We start from the raw sequence: 17,702 nt of genomic DNA on the forward strand, positions 1-17,702 counted from the left end.
GCTTATGGGTTTGTTTTATATCCTTTTTCTTGTAGTCGTGGCGCTGATAGGCCTCGGTGGAGTTCTTTGGTTCTTAAGAGCAATTGAAAAGGAAGAATACAATTAAATGTAAAGCGCGTAGTAGCGCAGTAGATGTAATAATACAGAAAAACAGTCCTTTTTTCAGGGGCTGTTTTTTTTATAGTTACGAAAGTGATTTTTTTCACAAACTTAATCACTGATTTTAAATAAAATATGAAAGAAGAATATTTTAGTGAATAGATATTAAAGGAGCGGGGATATATGGCGAGCTATAAACCGGGGCAAATTGCTGAAAAGACGGTGGAAACAGGAGTGGCCAAGGCGAACAACCCGTGGACTGTGGCGGTGGTACTGGGATTTTTGGCAGGTGCATTTATTGCACTCGGGTTTTTGCTGGATATACGTGTTATTGCAAGTGCGCCTAAAGAATGGGGAAGCATTGCCACCTTTATTGGAGCTGCGGTGTTCCCTATTGGTCTGGTATTAGTTTTGATCGCAGGCGGAGAATTGCTGACCGGCAATATGATGGCGGTCCCTTTGGCGAGATGGGCAGGACGAATTAAGACAGGAGTCATGCTTCGTAATTTGGCGATTATTACGCTCAGTAATTTTGCAGGTGCGTTATTCGTTGCATTTTTCTTTGGGCATGTGCTGGGTTTGACAGAAACGGGCCCTTATCTGGACAAAGTGGTGGATATGGCAGGACATAAGCTACACGAAAGCTTTTTGCAGTCTTTTATATCGGGTATAGGATGTAACTGGCTCGTAGCACTGGCTGTATGGTTGGCATATAGCACAGACTCCATTGGCGGCAAAATTATGGGGATTTGGTTCCCGACCATGGCCTTTGTGGCTATTGGATTTCAGCACGTTGTTGCCAATATGTTTCTCATTCCGGCGGCTATTTTTGCAGGCCACTTTTCATGGGCAGATTATGTTATGAACTTCATTCCGGTCTGGCTGGGGAATTTGGTAGGAGGTAGCCTGTTTGTGGCTGGAGCCTACTGGTTGGCCTATCTGAAAAAGCCTCAAGCCAACGCACATCCAGTGAATGAATCTCCAACTACTTCTTCGGTTGCACATCCAATCCGTTGATTGATCCTACCTAATCACAGTACTTTAAACAGCAATGAACAAAGCAAATCCGCCATGACAGGCCCGGGGGAACGAAACCTGTCATGGCGGATTTTTTTGGGAGTGGTCCATGATTTGGCATGGAGGATGAGTGTGCTCTCGTCCATGATGCCTTGATCTTTTTTACCCTCAGTAAGATATGATGAAACAGGATGTTGAAAAAAATTATAATTCTTAAAAAATCCGTTTTGCTCTATGCAGCAGACGGATTTTTTTAATATTTTGGAGAGCGGCTGTGTGGGAAAATCCTTCTCTTGCCATAGGCCAAAGCTGTGGATATGATAAGATCAGTGTAATTTTTGGAAACGGTAACGGAAAGGAGCATCAACACTATGGATCATCGCAATAGCGCGCCTCGTGAGGCCACGCTTCAACAAGACTTACAAGGGGGACAGCGGATGACGGAGCAGCAGGACGGTATTTTTCCGGCTGTATGCCCGTTAGATTGCCCGGATACGTGTGGGCTCCTGCTTCACAAGGAAAAAGAAAAGATAATCAAGGTGACTGGAAACCCAGATCATCCCATTACCAAAGGGGCTATTTGTAACAAAGTTCGCAATATGACGGAGCGGGTATATGATCCTGATCGGGTGCTCTATCCGTTGAAGCGTATAGGCCCCAAAGGAGAAGGGAAGTTTGAACGAATTAGCTGGGAGGAGGCGGTCAATACCATTACAGGTCGGTTCAAGGAGCTGATCCGTACGGACGGACCGGAATCTATTCTCCCCTACAGCTTTTATGGCAATATGGGCGTATTGAGTGTGGATGGAATGGATCGCCGATTTTTTAATGCGCTGGGTTCAAGCCAACTGGATCAGACGATTTGCAGCGTGGCTGGGAATGAAGGATGGGCGTCCGTTATGGGTTTTAAGGGCGGCACCAGCCCGGAGGACACGGAGGATGCAGACCTCATTATTGTGTGGGGTGGTAATGTCATTAGCACCAACATGCATCAGGTCGTTTTGGCTGAGAAAGCACGTAAAAAAGGTGCTAAGGTGGTCGTTATTGACGTTCATCGTAACCGGACGGCGCAATGGGGGGATTGGTTCATTCCGTTATATCCGGGGACGGATACAGCGCTCGCGCTGGGTGTTATGAATGTACTGTTCGCTCAAGGACTGACGGACGACGAATTTTTACATCGCTACACAGTAGGTCATGAGGAACTGCGCGAGCATGTTAAGACCTATACACCAGAGCGAGTTTCGCGGATTACCGGCGTGCCGGAAGCGGATATTATCCGTTTGGCGGAAATGTACGGAACTGCGAGAGCAGCGTATATCAATATCGGTAATGGGCTTCAGCATCATGATAATGGCGGTATGAACGTACGTGCGGTTACATGCTTGCCTGCGCTCACTGGACAATGGCTGAAGCACGGCGGGGGAGCGTCACGCTCCAACGGCGCTTATGCCAAGATTAACAGCGCCCATCTGGAGCGTCCTGATCTGCGACAGAACCCGGATGCCCGGATGATTAACATGAACCGGATCGGAGAAGCGCTGCTACAGAAGGAACAGCCGATTAAGGCGTTATTCGTATATTGCAGTAATCCGGTAGTTGTAGCCCCCGATTCGGAACGGGTGACTAAAGGATTTGAACGAGAGGATTTGTTCACAGTCGTTCATGACCTATTCCTAACCGATACGGCCCGCTATGCAGATATTGTGCTGCCTGCCGCGTCTTCTTTTGAAGGAACAGATCTATACAAATCGTACTGGCACCACTATATCCAAATGCAGCAGCCCGTCATTGATCCGCTTGGGGAAAGCAAAAGCAATTATGAGCTGTTTAGCCTGCTCGGACGGGCAATGGGCTTTGATGAAGCTGCCTTTACGGAAAGTGAAGAGGAGATGATCGCAGGCGCGCTTGATAATCCAACGAACCCTTATCTCAACGGTGTGACCTTGGAAGCCTTAAAGAAGTCACCTTTTGTAAAGCTTGATATGACGCCAAAGGCCACTTATTTGGATCGTTTAACCACGCCTTCAGGCAAGATTGAGCTATATTCGGAAAAAATGAAACAAGCAGGTCTGCCCGCGATGCCTTCTTATGTGCCACTGATTGAAGGGTACGACGGAGAGCACCGACCGCAAGCGGACGAGCGGTATCCATTAATGTTTATTTCACCGCCAAACCATAATTTTCTGAATTCTACTTTCGCTAACTTGCCCAAGCATCAGCGACTGGAGCGGGAGCCCTTGCTACAAATTCACCCGGAGGATGCTCAGACAAGAGGCATCGCGGACGGGGAGCCGGTTACCGTATGGAATGATCGGGGGACGTATGAGCTGAAAGCCAAAGTCACCGATCTGATGCTGCCCGGTACAGTGATTAGTCAGGGATTATGGTGGGAAGGCAAAGGACGCAGACAGCGTGTCAATGTGTTAACCTCTGATCGGCTGTCGGATATGGGACAGGGGGCTACTTTCTTCTCAACGGTGGTGAATGTGAAGCGCCAATGAGATTATGCCTTTTATGGCGTCAGATGCAAAAGGAGAAACAAAAGATATGAAATGGTTGGAGTCTTATCCGAAAGAAGTGAAAGTGTTTCTCATTGCCAGCCTGATTAATTCTGCTGGAAGTTCCCTGATGTGGCCGTTGGTTAGCATGTATGTGTTTGACGAGCTAAACCGTAGTATGGGAGATGCAGGAATTGCGATTTTAGTGCAGTCTCTGGGCGGAATTTTTGGTCAAGTGTTGGGCGGAGCCCTCTATCACCGTATTGGAGCCAAGAAGCTGATTGTTGGCTCACTCGCGATGAACGCGCTGGGACTTCTCGCGCTTCCATTTACCAGCGGTCATTGGGTAGCGTTTGTCATCATGATGGGCTTTATCGGCTTTTTTAATGTCGTATCTGTACCTGCGATTCAGGCGTTTGTAGGTTTTCGTTTCGCTGACCGTCGTGGAGAGCTATTTAATATTATTTATGTCGCTAACAATATTGGGGTTGCAGTGGGTACGGGATTGAGTGGCGTTCTGGCTGACCTCTCCTATCAGCTCAGCTTTGTGATGAACGGAGTGACTTCTGCGGTATTTGCCGGATTCTTCTGGTCTTATCTAAGCAGGGTGGATCGGGAAGAGGGAGAAGTACAGCTCAGCAAGTCCGTGAAAAAAAGAGAGGAAATACCAGCTCGTTTGCTGTTTCGTGATACCAGATTGTATCTCTTTGTGGGGTTAGGCTCGCTTTTTTTATGGTTCGGCAATTCGATCTGGAATACAGGAGTGTCTCCCCATATTATTGAGCAGGGCTTGCCTAAAACGATGTATGGGTTACTATGGACACTGAATGGTATCCTTATTTTTGCCGCACAACCCATTATTTTTTGGATAAAACGACTGTACGCTCATCACGCTTCAGCGCAAATGACATGGGCCGGAGGATTTTATTTGGCGGCTTATATTGTCATGCTGGGCACACAGAACTATACTGGAATGATATTCGCTATGGTTCTGGCGACCCTGGGAGAAATGCTGATTGCACCTGCGGTTCCAGCATTCCTGTCTGATCATGGAGGTCGGGGTGCACCCTTTTACATTGGGCTTGTGGGGGGCATTGGCGCAGCCGGACGGGTAATGGGGCCTTATATTATGGGGAAGTTGTATGATGGTGGTGGGTTACCGCCTACACTTTGGCTGGCATCAGGCGTAGCGGTGTTGTCGATCCTGTTTTTCGTCCTGCATAGCTGGTTGAACCGTTACCGGCATCATTCGGATACTTTGAATACTATGACGTCCAAGGCGGATGTTCCCAGTTCTTAAGTCCTAATAAAAATGCAGTATTATGCTGTAATTATGGTACAATAAGTGACGGATGATTGTAGTTATTGCTTCAGGAAAGCCTTCACAGGAAGGATTGAAAGGAATTGTTTACAAGTCAACTCTTGACGATACGTCATTCGGAGATGAAGGATGCTCCTGATCTGATTGCGCTGGATGAATTGGTATGGAATGAACGCACGGCTCCCGCTTCGCTGTCCTGGAAGTCGCGCGGGGAGTTTCTGCGTAATACGCCTCCAGGCTCTCAACTGGTCGCCATCGAACAGGAAGTACTCTGCGGGTATATTGGATTTCGTCCTCCAACGCTGTTGGCTAGTAATTGTCATGTACTCGAAATAAATATAGCTGTACATCCAGCTTATCATCGCAAAGGCATTGGGACAGCGCTCATGAACTCCATGAAGGATATTGCAGCTGCGGAGGGCATACGTAAGTTGAGTTTGCGTGTACTCTCATGCAACACGGAAGCCCTTATGTTTTATGAAAAAAGTGGTTTCGCGATTGAAGGACGTTTGCATGAGGAGTTTTACATAGCAGGCCAATTCGTAGATGATGTGTTAATGGCCTATTTCTTAAAATAGGCGGGAGGCTACAGACAGCAATTCGGTTGTATGCCCGGCCTAAACCAACAACGCCGCAGACCTGCTCAGGTCTGCGGCGTTGTTGTACAATACAATATTACCGAAGTTGCTTCCATTCATTTTGGAGCATACCGTACACTGCGTGGTTCATGTAGCCGTCGGGCAGCAATTCCGCTTCGCGTACAATGCCTTCGAGCACAAAGCCCAAACGTTCCGGAATACCGCGGCTGCGGCGGTTCGTCGTTGCAGAGCGGATTTCGACCCGATGCAAGTCCAGCTCCATCAAAGCATATTCAACGAATACGCGGCAGGCGCTGGTCATTAGACCTTGTCCTTCGTACCCGTGTCCAAGCCAGTATCCGATGCTAACGGAGCGGTGAGTCCAATTGATCTCATGGTAGCTGATGATGCCAGCAAGCTCGTTGTCTATCCAAATTCCGGCGGTCAGACTACCGTTCTCTGCGGCTTGTTTCAAGGCGCCCTGCACGAACTGCTCTGTGTGGCTGATTTCCGTGGTAGAGTCTACCCATGGAAGCCATTGACGCAGGCGGTCACGGGACATTTCGATCAGCTCAAACAGAGGCTGCACATGCTCCTTGGTGAGCGGCCGAAGGACTGTGCGTTCGTCCAACGCATATGTAAACATGATTGATCCCCTCTTTCACTCGGAAAATCGCTAAACCAGCCAGTCTAGCATTTAATCCCATGCTACCTTATTCTGCGAGAGTCGTCAAAAGGGAGAGGAAGCTTCAAATTCAATAGGTCCCACCCGGAACCGTTCATGCTCGTATACATATCTCAGATCCAAATCCCCTACAAATTCGGTTGGGGATACACTGCCAGATACAGTGGCTTGCAGAGGAAGCTGTTCGGCATCATACATTACGACAGAGCTAAAATCGAGATGCTTTGTAAATTGGGCTGGATCATCGTAAAATACTGATGCTTTAGGGTCCATCGTGTGTGTGACACCGTCAATCGTGACAGCAATATGAACCTGGCGGTTGTGGTCACGTGGCTCCACTGAGCTGTGAACGCGCTGGGACACAGCATCTGCTGCCGATTCGACTGCATATTCTTCCATCGTCCGTGCGTTAACAATATGCAACTCCTGCAATTCGACACCCGTTCCCGAGGCACGCGTGAGGACCACGACGGCTTCACGCACACCATCCCCGTTCACATCCCTATAGTATAATTGTGGTGCGGTGGAAATATCTGCCGAGCCCGACCATCGGAATGTGTGGCGTTGTTGGCCGATTTCCAATACAGCTGAATGGAATAATCCCTGTGACGGACTAACAGCATATAAGCGGACGGATGAGTCTTCTGGAGCGCTGGCTAGTGGACGAGATTGTACAGTTCCGTTCACCGGGTCCGGTGAAGGATGGCCGGAAGTCATGACGGAAGAGGACAAAAGCATAGACAGCAGGATCACAATGAGCAGCTTAAACACGGGTGGGTCTCCTTTTCCGGGCAAAATAAAAGATATATACACTATAACGAATTTATTTGCCGAAAATGTTAACTCTTTTTCATAACTTGTCACTTTTTTTGCTGAAGAGAGCATAAGGATTTTCATTTTATTGAGTTATGCGGTGTGAAAGGGTATATTTAAGGGAACATGTTTTACACAGATTATACGGAAGAAAGGTTGATTAGCGTGGAGAAGCCGATCACTCCCCCCAATTTTATTAAAAATGTTATTGAAGAAGATCTACGTACGGGTAAGGTAAAGGAGGTTGTTACACGATTTCCGCCTGAGCCAAACGGATATTTGCATATTGGACATGCCAAAGCTATCTGGATCAATTTCTCGTTAGGAGATGAATTCGGAGGACGCACCAATCTGCGTTTTGACGACACCAATCCGGCGAAGGAAGACACGGAATACGTGAACTCCATTCAAGAGGACGTGAAGTGGCTCGGTTATGAATGGGAGGAAAAACACTTTGCCTCCAATTATTTCGAAGAAATGTACAAGCGTGCCATCCTGCTGATCCAAAAGGGTAAAGCTTATGTGGATGATCAAAGCGCGGACCAAATCCGTGAAACTCGTGGCACACTGACCGAACCGGGGCAAAATAGTCCTTATCGGGATCGCAGTGTGGAAGATAATCTGAAGCTATTTGAAGAGATGCGTGCAGGCAAATACCAAAATGGTGAAAAGGTGTTGCGTGCCAAAATTGATATGGCTTCGGGAAACATTAATTTACGTGATCCGATTATTTACCGTATTTCACACACAGCACATCACAATACAGGCGACACATGGTGTATCTATCCAATGTACTCCTATGCTCATCCGCTGGAAGATGCGATTGAGGGAGTAACGCACTCACTCTGTTCGCTGGAATTCGAAGATCAGCGCCCGCTGTACGATTGGGTTGTAGCTGAATGTGAGATGGAAAAGGTACCGCACCAATATGAATTTGGACGGCTGAACCTGGCCCAAACCGTAACCAGCAAACGTAAGCTTAAGCTTCTGGTCGATGAAAAGCACGTAGATGGTTGGGATGATCCTCGTATGCCGACGATTTCCGGTTTACGTCGTCGCGGCTATACACCGGAGGCCATCCGCAGCTTCGTATATGAGACAGGTATTTCCAAAGCCTACGGAGTCATCGATTTGCAGGTGCTGGAGCATTTTGTACGTGAGGATTTGAAGCTTAAGGCACCTCGCACCATGGCAGTCATAGATCCGTTGAAGGTGGTTATCACAAACTATCCTGAAGGACAAGTTGAAATGCTGGAGGCGGAAAATAATACGGAAAATCCGGAACTCGGTACACGTCAAATTCCGTTTTCCCGGGAAATTTATATCGAGCGTGAGGACTTCATGGAGAATCCGCCGAGCAAATACTTCCGTTTGTTCCCTGGTAATGAAGTACGTCTCAAACATGCTTACTTCATTAAATGCAACGATGTGATTAAGGACGCAGACGGAAATGTAACGGAAATCCACTGTACCTATGATGTAGAAACCAAGAGCGGATCAGGCTTTACTGGACGTAAAGTGAAAGGCACGATCCACTGGGTAGAGGCTACTCAAGCGGTTCCTGCCGAATTCCGTTTGTATGAGCCTTTGATTAACGCAGAGGACACGGAAGAGATTGAAGAGGATGCATCAGAAAAAACATTCCTTGACCAATTGAATCCGAACTCATTGGAAATTGCTCATGGCTATGTCGAGCCGAACATGAAAGAAGCTCAATCACAGGACAAGTTCCAATTTTTCCGTCATGGTTATTTCAGTGTCGATCCGAAGCTTTCCAAACCGAGTCAGCCTGTATTTAACCGTGTTGTATCGTTGAAAAGCTCTTTCCAATTGCCTAAGCAATAGGCTGTTGGAAAGCGTGGGAGAGATGGTAGCTTCGTGCGACCAGTTGAAAAGGAGTCTGCCGTTGGCAGACTCCTTTATTTTACGCATGCACGCTCTTTATACATTTGACGATACTTGCTAACAAGCCAGAAGGGAAGAGGGGATACCTCATTCCTCTAGTGTTGTTAAGGGGCACTTTCTATTCGTTTGTGCCCGCTGGCAGTCCTGGCTGATAACCGTTCTTGTACAGCATGTACCACATAATGGCAAATCCCGCAGAGCCAAGTAGGGCGAAAAAGACCCCTGCATGGTACATCATTTCTCCACCAAAGTTCTGGAATAGCCAACCTCCCGCAAAACCTGCTACGATACCGGATATACCACTCCAGGTCAAGGTATATACGGCCTGTCCGGATGATCGGTATGCTGCAGGGGTAAATAGGACGGTCAACTGGGTGCCTACATAGAAGTATCCACCGAAGGTGACGCAATGAAGTGCCTGAATAAACACGATCTGAATCGGGTCTGTGGCCAGAGCCATCAGTTCCCACCGTAAGGCAAACAGCAAACTGACGAGTGCCAAACAACCTACCATCACGGTCATCTTTTTCTTCAAGAAGCGATCAAACAGCAAAAATACAACAATTTCGAATACCGATGACATAAAAACAGCAAAACCAAGCATCTGTTTGGACCCACCCAGCTCGGTGATGTACAGGGACATAAAGGCGCTGTTGATCGAATTCGGGATGGATACAAGGATGCCCAATAAAATAAAGGATATAAAGTATCCGTTCATTAAAACGCTGCCAAAGCCACGCAAATGAATAGTTGCTGTCTCCACAGAGCTTTTTAGTGGTGGAATCGACAAGGTGCAGATCAATGCAGCCAGAAGAAGTACCGTAAAGATGGTGGATATGCTGGATATCCCCGTTTGGTCAATAACTACGCCGGCAACTGCCGCTGTCACAGCCCAGCCGAAGGAGCCCCATATACGGAATGAGCCGAATTTCCGGTCTGTGCCCTCAATATAGCTGAGAATTAGGCTATTGCTTTGGGCAAATAAAGGGCTTTGAAAAAAATAAAAACCAATCATTGACACATAAATCATGATATACGTATGGACATGAAATAAAGCTTGCAGCAATAACAAGGTACCTATAATCATAAATAGCAAAATACGTCGGAGGTTACGGCTCCGGTCGCTTGTATAGCCCCAAAAAGGGTTCGCGAATACGGATACAAAAGGTCCGATAGCCATCAGACTCCCGATCTCCAGCTTGTCCATGCCGATATCTTGCAGATACAACGGGAAGAAGCTGGAGAAAATGACCATAGCTCCATATAGAAAAAAATTATACAGTTTTAAGGAATATAGAGGAGTCTCTTGAATTTCTCTCTTTTGCAAGACAAGCCATTCCTTTCTTAGCCCGATAGAGAACTACGCATCGATGCCGATCTGTGGGGAGGTTCTTTATTCCAATGTATCATGTGTTGAAAGGGTTAACAAACCAATTAATTAACAATTATGTAATAATTAAATTTTGTTCAAAAAATTCATGATGCACATTTGCAATTGTTTTCAGAAAAAAAGGAGGGCATATTTGTGAAAGTGACTGGTATTATCGTCGCAGGAGGACGTTCCAGACGAATGGGACAGGATAAGGCTCTGCTTGAGATTGATGGAGCCACTATGCTTGAACGGATGTATACTACATTGCAGCAGGCGGCCCAGCGGGTTGTAGTAGTCACTCGTGACAACCAAGGATATGGCCTGAGTGGTATGGAAACTGTGTCTGATGTTTTTCGGGGCATGGGGCCCTTGAGCGGTATCCATGCAGGATTATCTGCATCTACTACGGAGTGGGGGATGGTTGTCGCTTGTGATATGCCCTTTGTACAGCCAGAGGTGCTACATGATCTGCTCGCTGTAACTAAGAAGTGGACGGAGTTGCAAGGAACGAGGGAACCAGCATTGCAAGCAGTGATACCTTCTATGGATGGACGTATACACCCGTTGCTGGCTGTATACCATCGGAGCGTGCTACCGTCTGCCGAGGAATGTTTGCGTAGTGGACGGCTTCGTCTCACCGATTGGTTGGACAAGCTGAACGTTCGTTATGCGACAGTAGAAGATTTGCCGGGAGTGAGTGAGGACATGTGGCATAAGGCCGTGTTCAATATGAACAATCCGCAGGACTACCAGCTTGCTATAGAGCAGTTGAAGCATAGTATAAAACAGACCACGCAGAGCGTGAAGAATTTAAAGGAAATGCAAGAGGATTAGGCACGTACAAGCTTCCTGTTCGAGGACTATTTAGGAGAGAAAATACCAGAGAAATATAATGGGTTAAATTTGGGGGAATATATTTATGCTGGAAGCTATTATCCATGCTGTTTTATTGGCGCTGGGTTTGATTTTGCCTTTGGGAGTACAGAATGTATTTGTGTTTAATCAAGGGGCGTCCCAGTCGCGGTTTCGCAATGCACTGCCTGCTGTCATTACGGCGGGTGTCTGTGACACAATCCTGATTACGCTTGCGGTTGGGGGCGTATCTCTTATTTTGCAGCAATTTCTATGGCTCACGAACGTACTCTATGCGGCGGGCTGTTTGTTTCTGCTGTATATGGCCTGGACTTTATGGAGATCGAAGGCAGCTTCTTCGGAAGAAAGTCAGCCAATGCGGCCGAAACAACAGATGATTTTTGCTGCTTCCGTATCGCTATTGAATCCACATGCCATACTTGACACGGTTGGCGTAATTGGAACCAGCTCCCTTCAATATGACGGTGTGGAACGCTGGGCCTTTGGTCTAGCCGCCGTGTCCGTATCTTGGATATGGTTTATTGGTCTGGCAACGGCGGGGCGTCTCGTGGGACGTATGGATTCAGAAGGGAAGTTTGGGACTGTGCTCAACAAAATATCGGCCCTGATTATTTTAGGCTTGGCCATTTATATGGCGATAAATTTCATTACCAGTATGTGACCCAAGCCTGGTTAGAGGAAAAACTTCAATACAGCGAACACCCCGCTCATGCAAAGGGAACACCGATCAAAAATAGCATAAAGGCCAGACAGCCTGCACCATTTACACCGCCTGCAATTCGGGCGTCCCGAGGGTTGGATGGATTGTAAATCGGAAAAGCGCATAGTTGGAATATAGAACATTCGGAATCGGAACAACTGTGTTTGTGGTATGAAAATGAGCGAATGTGTAGATGAAATAAAAAAAGTGACGCTGAATTACAACAGCGTCACCGTAATGCCTTGCTCCAGACGCTTCACGTCCTGGAGCTCGATCTTCCCGGCCATGGCGTGCAGAGCTGCCGCTGTGCCGCAGGCCGCTCCCTGCCGTAGCATGGCAGGGAGATCCAGCCCCGTCGCCGCGCCGGTGACCAGGCCGGCGACCATGGCGTCACCGCTGCCGAGCGCGCTGACAATCTCCGCGTCTGGCAGGCTCACGCGGTAGCGCGCATTGTGCGTCACCGCCAGCGCCCCGCTCGCGCCGAGCGAGATGACGGCCAGCTGCGCTCCGGCGTCCAGCAGCTGCGATGCCGCCGCTTCAGCGGCATCCGGACGCGCTGCGTCGATCCCCGCGAAGTGGGCGGCCTCGTCCTCGTTAGGCTTCACGAGGTCGGGCTTTCCGCGCAGCCCCAAGCGCAGCGCCTCACCGCTCGCGTCCAGCGCCACCCGCGCGCCACGTGCCTTTGCCAGCGTGCACAGCTCGGCGTACAGATCGGGCGGACAGCCGGGTGGCAGGCTGCCGGAGAATACGACCCAAGCCGAATCCTCGGCAAGGGTCTCGATTTTGCGCCGCAGTGCGGCTAATTCAAGCGGTCCAACGGTCGGTCCGCTCTCAATCAGCTCGGTCTGCGTGCGCGCGGACGGGTCGAGCACGGTAATGGCGAGACGGGTCTCCCCATGTGCCGTTTCAATGAAATCGGCGCTTACGCCTTCCGCGCTCAACCCGTCAATGAGCAGTCGTCCGGTGTGTCCGGCAGCAAACCCGGTTGCTCGTACTGGCTCGCCTAGTGTGCGAATGACGCGGGCGGCATTCACGCCCTTGCCGCCCGGTACCGTCAGGCCGCCTTCAATGCGGTGGACGGCATTCAAACCGAAGCCTGCAACTGTGTAGATTTTATCCACAGCTGCGTTAAGCGTTACGGTGGTAATCACAAGGCACCACTCCTTTAAGATCAAAAATTTGCAGCATTTGATGCCATTCGCTTATGCTAAGATATTAGCTTTAATCCCAATGCTGCGGCAAGAATCATGGCGATGAATAAGACACGCAGTACGCTTTTTTGTTCACCGTACAAGAACATGCCTGTAATCGTGCTACCAACCGTTCCGATGCCTGTCCATACCGCATAGGAAGTCCCCATAGGCAAACTTTTCATGGCATAGCTGAGTAGAGAGAAGCTAAGAATAAAGGATAAGATCATAAGCACTAAGGACTTCCAGCCTTTGCCCACCGTAACTCCCTTCATACCGATGACTCCTAATACTTCCGAGCATCCCGCGATAACCAAAGCAATCCAAGCCATTATGCGCCACTCCCTTCCTGAACATCACGGTCGGTAACTAACTTCAGGCCGACCACACCTGCCAGCAAAAGGGCGATTAACAGCGTTTTGGACCATTGAAACGGTTCCCCGAATAGCAGCATTTCGCCTACGACCGTTCCCCCTGTCCCTAGTCCAGTAAATACAGCATATACCGTGCCTACAGGCAAACGCTTCGCAGCCTTCATGATCAAATAAAAGCTGGCCACCACAGCCAGCACGGTTACAGCCCAGGCGAGTATAGAATCCGCATGCTTCAAACCCGATACCCATACGACCTCAATCAGGCCGCCAACAAAGACGTAAATCCAACTGCGATTCATGATGAATATTCTCCTCAAAAATAAATTTTATAAGTTCGACGGCTTCATGCTTCATGAGGTGAGGTTAACGTAATCCCACGCCAAAAAATAGGCCATGCAGCGTCCAGTCTTCGGTGGTAGTTGACGCTTCCACTGTACAGGAGCTCCACCATGACTCCGTCCACCAGTGTCATAAAGGCTAAAGCCACATCCACTGGCTCCATATGCCCAAAGGGTTCCCGATCCCGTGCATTACGGAGGTGACGAGTTAATTTTCGCTCCATTTTGTCCAGAAAAGGATTAACAATATCCAGCACCTCGTTATACAACGATACAGGCGGAAAGAAGGAAAAGCGAAGCATAAACTTGGCTGAGTCGTTGCTCTCATATTCCTGTCCCATCCAAAACAAGAAGTCATGCAGGGTATGCTTAAGCGGCTGATCTTTACGTTCCGTAAAGTACTCGAAAATACGTAGATTCTGCTCTTGAAAAGCATACCTCGCTACCTGTAGGAACAGATCCTCTTTGCCTTGGAAATGCGCGTATATAGACGGTTTTCGGATACCGACCTCAGCGGCAATACTGCTCAAGGATGCTCCTTCATACCCATTGGTGGCAAATTGAAAAAGAGCGGCCTTTCGAATCTCTTCCATTCCCATTATTGTCACCTACCTAACGTTCGTTAGTTTATTCTTGCACGAAAAAAAGTAAGTGTCAACCCAGCATCATTGTGTTTTGTATAAAGCTTTTCTTTGGATTTTTTTATCAACATTTTAATAAAAAAGTGGGAAGAAATAAGGGGCTCATGTACAATATAATGAAGAATACTTGTCGAATGTAGTCCACTGGAAGTGAGGTTAGTTATGAGGCGAAGCTTACTAGCCGTATTGATCGCGGCTATGGTGTTTATTATTTATTATTTTGGCTTGTTTAATTACATCGGCAAAAATGAAGGAACTGTCATCAGTATTTTTTCCACCCTGACAGTGATCTCCATCAGTCTGATTATTTTTACGGAGAATCGTAATCCCTCCACTACGATGTCCTGGATTTTGCTGCTGGCATTGCTGCCAGTTGTTGGACTTCCTCTCTATTTTCTGTTTGGGCAAAATGTATTCAAGCGTCGCAAGTATGATAAAAAGGCATTGCGTGACCAACAGGCTTACGACCGCATAGAAAAGGATGCTTTGCGAGTCAAACGGGATCTGACCTGCTTTACAGATGAACAGCAGCAGTTGATGCGTTTGGCACGCAGACTGGCCCGCTCCCCGATTTATTTTGCGACCGAAACTCAAATTCTGAACAATGGAGATGAAACCTTCTCCACTTTGCTAGAAGAGCTGCGCAAGGCGCAGCATCATATCCATATGGAATATTACATTTTCCGTTCGGATGATATCGGTACCAGCATTCAGAAAATTTTGATTGAAAAGGCTAAAGCGGGTGTTAAGGTTCGGTTTATGTACGATGCGGTGGGCAGTATTCAGTTGTCAAAGTCATTTTTGAAAGAAATGAGAGATGCAGGAGTAGAGGTTGTTGCGTACGGCGGCGCTCGGATCTTGTTCTTCTCCAGCCGGGTAAACTATCGTAATCACCGTAAAATTGTAGTCATCGACGGTAATATCGGATTAATTGGTGGTCTAAATGTGGGAGATGAGTATCTCAGCCGCAACAAAGCCTACGGCTTTTGGCGTGATACGCATATGATTGTGAAGGGCGAAGCTGTGCGGACGTTGCAGCTTATATTTCTACAGGATTGGCTTCACATGACGGGTGAGTCGGTGCTCGATAGCGAATATCTGTCTCCCAGTATTGAACCCATTACAGACGGAGGCGTGCAGATTATTGCTAGCGGCCCGGATAATGAGCGGAGAGTGCTTAAAAATCTGTTTTTCTCCATGATCACGTCCGCCCGAAAATCAGTCTGGATTGCCACTCCTTATTTTATCCCGGATGAAGATATCCTGACTGCCTTACGGATGGCTGCCTTGTCCGGGTTGGACGTACGTATTCTGTTTCCCGCAAAACCGGATAAATGGCTACCTTTTCTCGCGTCTCATTCGTACTTCCAGTCGTTACTGGAGGTTGGAGTCAAGGTATATGAATATGAAAAAGGGTTCCTCCACTCCAAGCTCCTCATCATTGACGGGGAAGTTGCGACCATCGGGACAGCCAATATGGATATGCGTAGCTTTCATTTGAATTTTGAAGTTAACGCTCTGTTAATTCAAACGCACAGTGTGCAGCAGATGGTAACAGACTACGAACGAGATTTGCATTCTGCCAGTCTGATCGTACGCGAAGAATTCATGAAAAAACGTCTGTTCAAACGTTTGATGGAATCGCTCGCGCGGCTGCTTTCACCGCTGTTGTAGGTCATAAACGAATTCGCTACAGCACTATTCGGTAGTTAAAATGTAGTAAAGCCTAAAATATCCTGTAGACGGTATATAATATCTTTCCAAAATGTTGAATGATCCTCGTAAGCTGCTAGATCCAAGCTGTATTCAGCCCCCTGATTATTCCATAGCTTATCGAAATAGGCCGCAACCTGTCGGGTCAGCTTGCTGTCCGCCGGAGCGGCCACCCACAATTCATTTTCCAGATTCAAATCATCCAGATTACGGGGCGTCAGATTGGTAGAGCCACCCCAAATGATATGCTCTCCTTGCGCCTTGGCGATATAAATCAGTTTGGTATGGAATTGCTCATGGGTGGTATGATACCAGCGAATTTGAATGTTCCCGCCCGATTTATCGGACAACTCTTGGGCAACTGGGCGATTGGGGATGCCGATTTTTTCCTGACCAAACGCGTTTTCATTGGGGTCCAGCAGCAATTGGATGTTTACACCGCGCGCGGAGGCATCCAGCAGGCTATTCAATACTTTGCGGTCAGCTAAATAAAACATGCCCATATGAATGCTGTCACCTTTCTTCGTCTGCCCGATGCCATCCAGAACCGAGGTGTACACTTTGCCCTCAGTTAGATATTTGATTCGATAGCTGTCCTTACTCGATGGAACTTTGGGTTCGACCTGTGGTGTATAGGCAGGAAGCTGTCCACCGCCCGAAAAGTCCAACACCGCCTGCTCCGTTTGTAAAATGTCTCCGATGATGGGCCCCTTCACCTCCAGCGCTACATTGGAGTGATAGGCGCTCGCGTCGTGCACGTTGCCTGTAGAAATGAGCGCTGTCTGTTCGTTGGTAATCAATTTTCGGTGATTGGCCTTGACGTTTAACAGCTTAAGATAGGAGCGAGCCGTAACATCCGGTCCGTCACTGGCCATCAGGTTGGGAATCCAGCCTGTGCCCTGCTGACCGAACCATTGGAAAAAGGTACGCCACACCGCCGAATAGATGGGCGTAGAGTCCCGCAAGGGATCTACATCGGTCTGCACGACTTGAATCCCTGCTCGCTTCATATTTTCCAACAAAGGATTGGGAGCAGAATTGTAGTTGGTATTGACTTCATCTGTAATGAAAAAGATAGGCATATCAGGATGAGCTTTCTTTTTGGCAATAAGATGATCGGTCATTTGTGCGCTGACTTGGGGGAAGCGCTGACCTTTATGCTTATAATCGTTGAACAGAAACAGATCGATGACGATAAATTGCTCGGCTTCATCAATGATCCCGAGCATACGATTCAAAATTTGACCTTCATGCTGTGCAGTATTACCATTCCCGGTGGGATAGGTCAAATCCGTCCAGAAGTTTACCTCATGGGTTGAATACTCCTGACTCTCATAAGAGACGAACGGAGGCAATGGTTTATGGGTCTGGTACAGCATGACGGCAATCAGCCAGAGGATAAGTACCAGAATGGCGATTTTAAGGGCACGGCCCTTTTTTTTAGTTCTTTTTTGATATTCCGGCACAGAATGCAGCGGATCACGTGTAATCATATGACGATCAACTCCTCAATTGAATGCTGCATTCCGTTTTACCGTGCCGGAACATGCAGTTTTATGATGGGATACTGTCAAGTTATTAA

16 protein-coding genes are annotated in these 17,702 nt (G+C 47.9%); 8 read left to right on the forward strand and 8 right to left on the reverse strand.

Features of this window, described 5'->3' with window-relative positions; translation table 11 throughout:
• Positions 1 to 282 precede the first annotated feature (282 nt).
• The 4 genes from G9G53_RS05950 to G9G53_RS05965 all read left to right on the forward strand — a co-directional run bounded on the left by G9G53_RS05950 (position 283) and on the right by G9G53_RS05965 (position 5,516).
• Positions 283 to 1,116: a formate/nitrite transporter family protein gene (locus G9G53_RS05950; RefSeq protein WP_165146106.1), complete on the forward strand. Its 834-nt coding sequence runs from the start codon at positions 283 to 285 to the stop codon at positions 1,114 to 1,116.
• 371 nt (positions 1,117 to 1,487) lie between these two features.
• Positions 1,488 to 3,620, forward strand: a complete 2,133-nt coding sequence (locus G9G53_RS05955) for a molybdopterin-containing oxidoreductase family protein (protein ID WP_165146109.1) — start codon at positions 1,488 to 1,490, stop codon at positions 3,618 to 3,620.
• A gap of 46 nt (positions 3,621 to 3,666) precedes the next feature.
• On the forward strand, positions 3,667 to 4,917 hold the full coding sequence (locus tag G9G53_RS05960) for an MFS transporter (RefSeq protein WP_165146112.1): 1,251 nt from the start codon (positions 3,667 to 3,669) through the stop codon (positions 4,915 to 4,917).
• A gap of 104 nt (positions 4,918 to 5,021) precedes the next feature.
• Positions 5,022 to 5,516, forward strand: a complete 495-nt coding sequence (locus tag G9G53_RS05965; RefSeq protein ID WP_069010031.1) for a GNAT family N-acetyltransferase — start codon at positions 5,022 to 5,024, stop codon at positions 5,514 to 5,516.
• Positions 5,517 to 5,613: 97 nt separating this feature from the next.
• Here the strand turns inward: G9G53_RS05965 and G9G53_RS05970 are convergent, their stop codons facing one another.
• Both G9G53_RS05970 and G9G53_RS05975 read right to left on the reverse strand, forming a co-directional pair.
• Positions 5,614 to 6,162 (reverse strand): GNAT family N-acetyltransferase, encoded by a 549-nt coding sequence (locus G9G53_RS05970; protein WP_029518539.1) that lies wholly within the window; start codon positions 6,160 to 6,162, stop codon positions 5,614 to 5,616.
• Between the two features lie 84 nt (positions 6,163 to 6,246).
• Positions 6,247 to 6,972: a copper amine oxidase gene (locus tag G9G53_RS05975; RefSeq protein ID WP_165146115.1), complete on the reverse strand. Its 726-nt coding sequence runs from the start codon at positions 6,970 to 6,972 to the stop codon at positions 6,247 to 6,249.
• 168 nt (positions 6,973 to 7,140) lie between these two features.
• Here G9G53_RS05975 and G9G53_RS05980 point away from each other — a divergent pair, with 168 nt between their 5' ends.
• The gene (locus G9G53_RS05980) at positions 7,141 to 8,859 is read left to right on the forward strand and encodes a glutamine--tRNA ligase/YqeY domain fusion protein (RefSeq protein WP_238437806.1); all 1,719 of its coding nucleotides are present in this window, start codon (positions 7,141 to 7,143) and stop codon (positions 8,857 to 8,859) included.
• A 178-nt stretch (positions 8,860 to 9,037) separates the two neighbouring features.
• On the opposite strand, the gene G9G53_RS05985 is transcribed toward G9G53_RS05980, so the two are convergent.
• The gene (locus G9G53_RS05985; RefSeq protein ID WP_165146118.1) at positions 9,038 to 10,246 is read right to left on the reverse strand and encodes an MFS transporter; all 1,209 of its coding nucleotides are present in this window, start codon (positions 10,244 to 10,246) and stop codon (positions 9,038 to 9,040) included.
• Positions 10,247 to 10,444: 198 nt separating this feature from the next.
• Here G9G53_RS05985 and mobA point away from each other — a divergent pair, with 198 nt between their 5' ends.
• Both mobA and G9G53_RS05995 read left to right on the forward strand, forming a co-directional pair.
• Positions 10,445 to 11,125: a molybdenum cofactor guanylyltransferase gene (mobA, locus tag G9G53_RS05990; RefSeq protein ID WP_029518535.1), complete on the forward strand. Its 681-nt coding sequence runs from the start codon at positions 10,445 to 10,447 to the stop codon at positions 11,123 to 11,125.
• Between the two features lie 85 nt (positions 11,126 to 11,210).
• On the forward strand, positions 11,211 to 11,825 hold the full coding sequence (locus tag G9G53_RS05995; protein ID WP_165146121.1) for a LysE/ArgO family amino acid transporter: 615 nt from the start codon (positions 11,211 to 11,213) through the stop codon (positions 11,823 to 11,825).
• Between the two features lie 257 nt (positions 11,826 to 12,082).
• Here G9G53_RS05995 and G9G53_RS06005 read toward each other — a convergent pair whose 3' ends face one another.
• Genes G9G53_RS06005 through G9G53_RS06020 form a run of 4 tightly spaced genes read right to left on the reverse strand, consistent with a single transcriptional unit; the run spans position 12,083 to position 14,365 of the window.
• A complete protein-coding gene (locus G9G53_RS06005; protein ID WP_165146124.1) occupies positions 12,083 to 13,015 on the reverse strand; it encodes a 1-phosphofructokinase family hexose kinase in 933 nt (310 codons plus the stop codon).
• A gap of 56 nt (positions 13,016 to 13,071) precedes the next feature.
• Entirely contained in the window at positions 13,072 to 13,386 is a 315-nt protein-coding gene (locus G9G53_RS06010; RefSeq protein WP_165146127.1) for a DMT family transporter, read from the reverse strand.
• Complete coding sequence (locus tag G9G53_RS06015) at positions 13,386 to 13,727, reverse strand: DMT family transporter (protein ID WP_013312354.1); 342 nt, start codon at positions 13,725 to 13,727, stop codon at positions 13,386 to 13,388. The genes G9G53_RS06010 and G9G53_RS06015 overlap by 1 nt, the downstream gene beginning before the upstream one ends.
• A gap of 44 nt (positions 13,728 to 13,771) precedes the next feature.
• Positions 13,772 to 14,365, reverse strand: a complete 594-nt coding sequence (locus G9G53_RS06020) for a TetR/AcrR family transcriptional regulator (protein WP_069010026.1) — start codon at positions 14,363 to 14,365, stop codon at positions 13,772 to 13,774.
• Between the two features lie 204 nt (positions 14,366 to 14,569).
• Here G9G53_RS06020 and cls point away from each other — a divergent pair, with 204 nt between their 5' ends.
• Entirely contained in the window at positions 14,570 to 16,081 is a 1,512-nt protein-coding gene (gene cls / locus G9G53_RS06025) for a cardiolipin synthase (protein ID WP_029518528.1), read from the forward strand.
• 35 nt (positions 16,082 to 16,116) lie between these two features.
• Here the strand turns inward: cls and G9G53_RS06030 are convergent, their stop codons facing one another.
• Positions 16,117 to 17,613, reverse strand: a complete 1,497-nt coding sequence (locus tag G9G53_RS06030; protein ID WP_165146130.1) for a phospholipase D family protein — start codon at positions 17,611 to 17,613, stop codon at positions 16,117 to 16,119.
• Between the last annotated feature and the right edge of the window lie 89 nt (positions 17,614 to 17,702).

Origin of the sequence: Paenibacillus sp. EKM206P, assembly GCF_011066155.1 — a bacterium.
In the GTDB taxonomy this organism is placed as follows: domain Bacteria; phylum Bacillota; class Bacilli; order Paenibacillales; family Paenibacillaceae; genus Paenibacillus; species Paenibacillus polymyxa_D.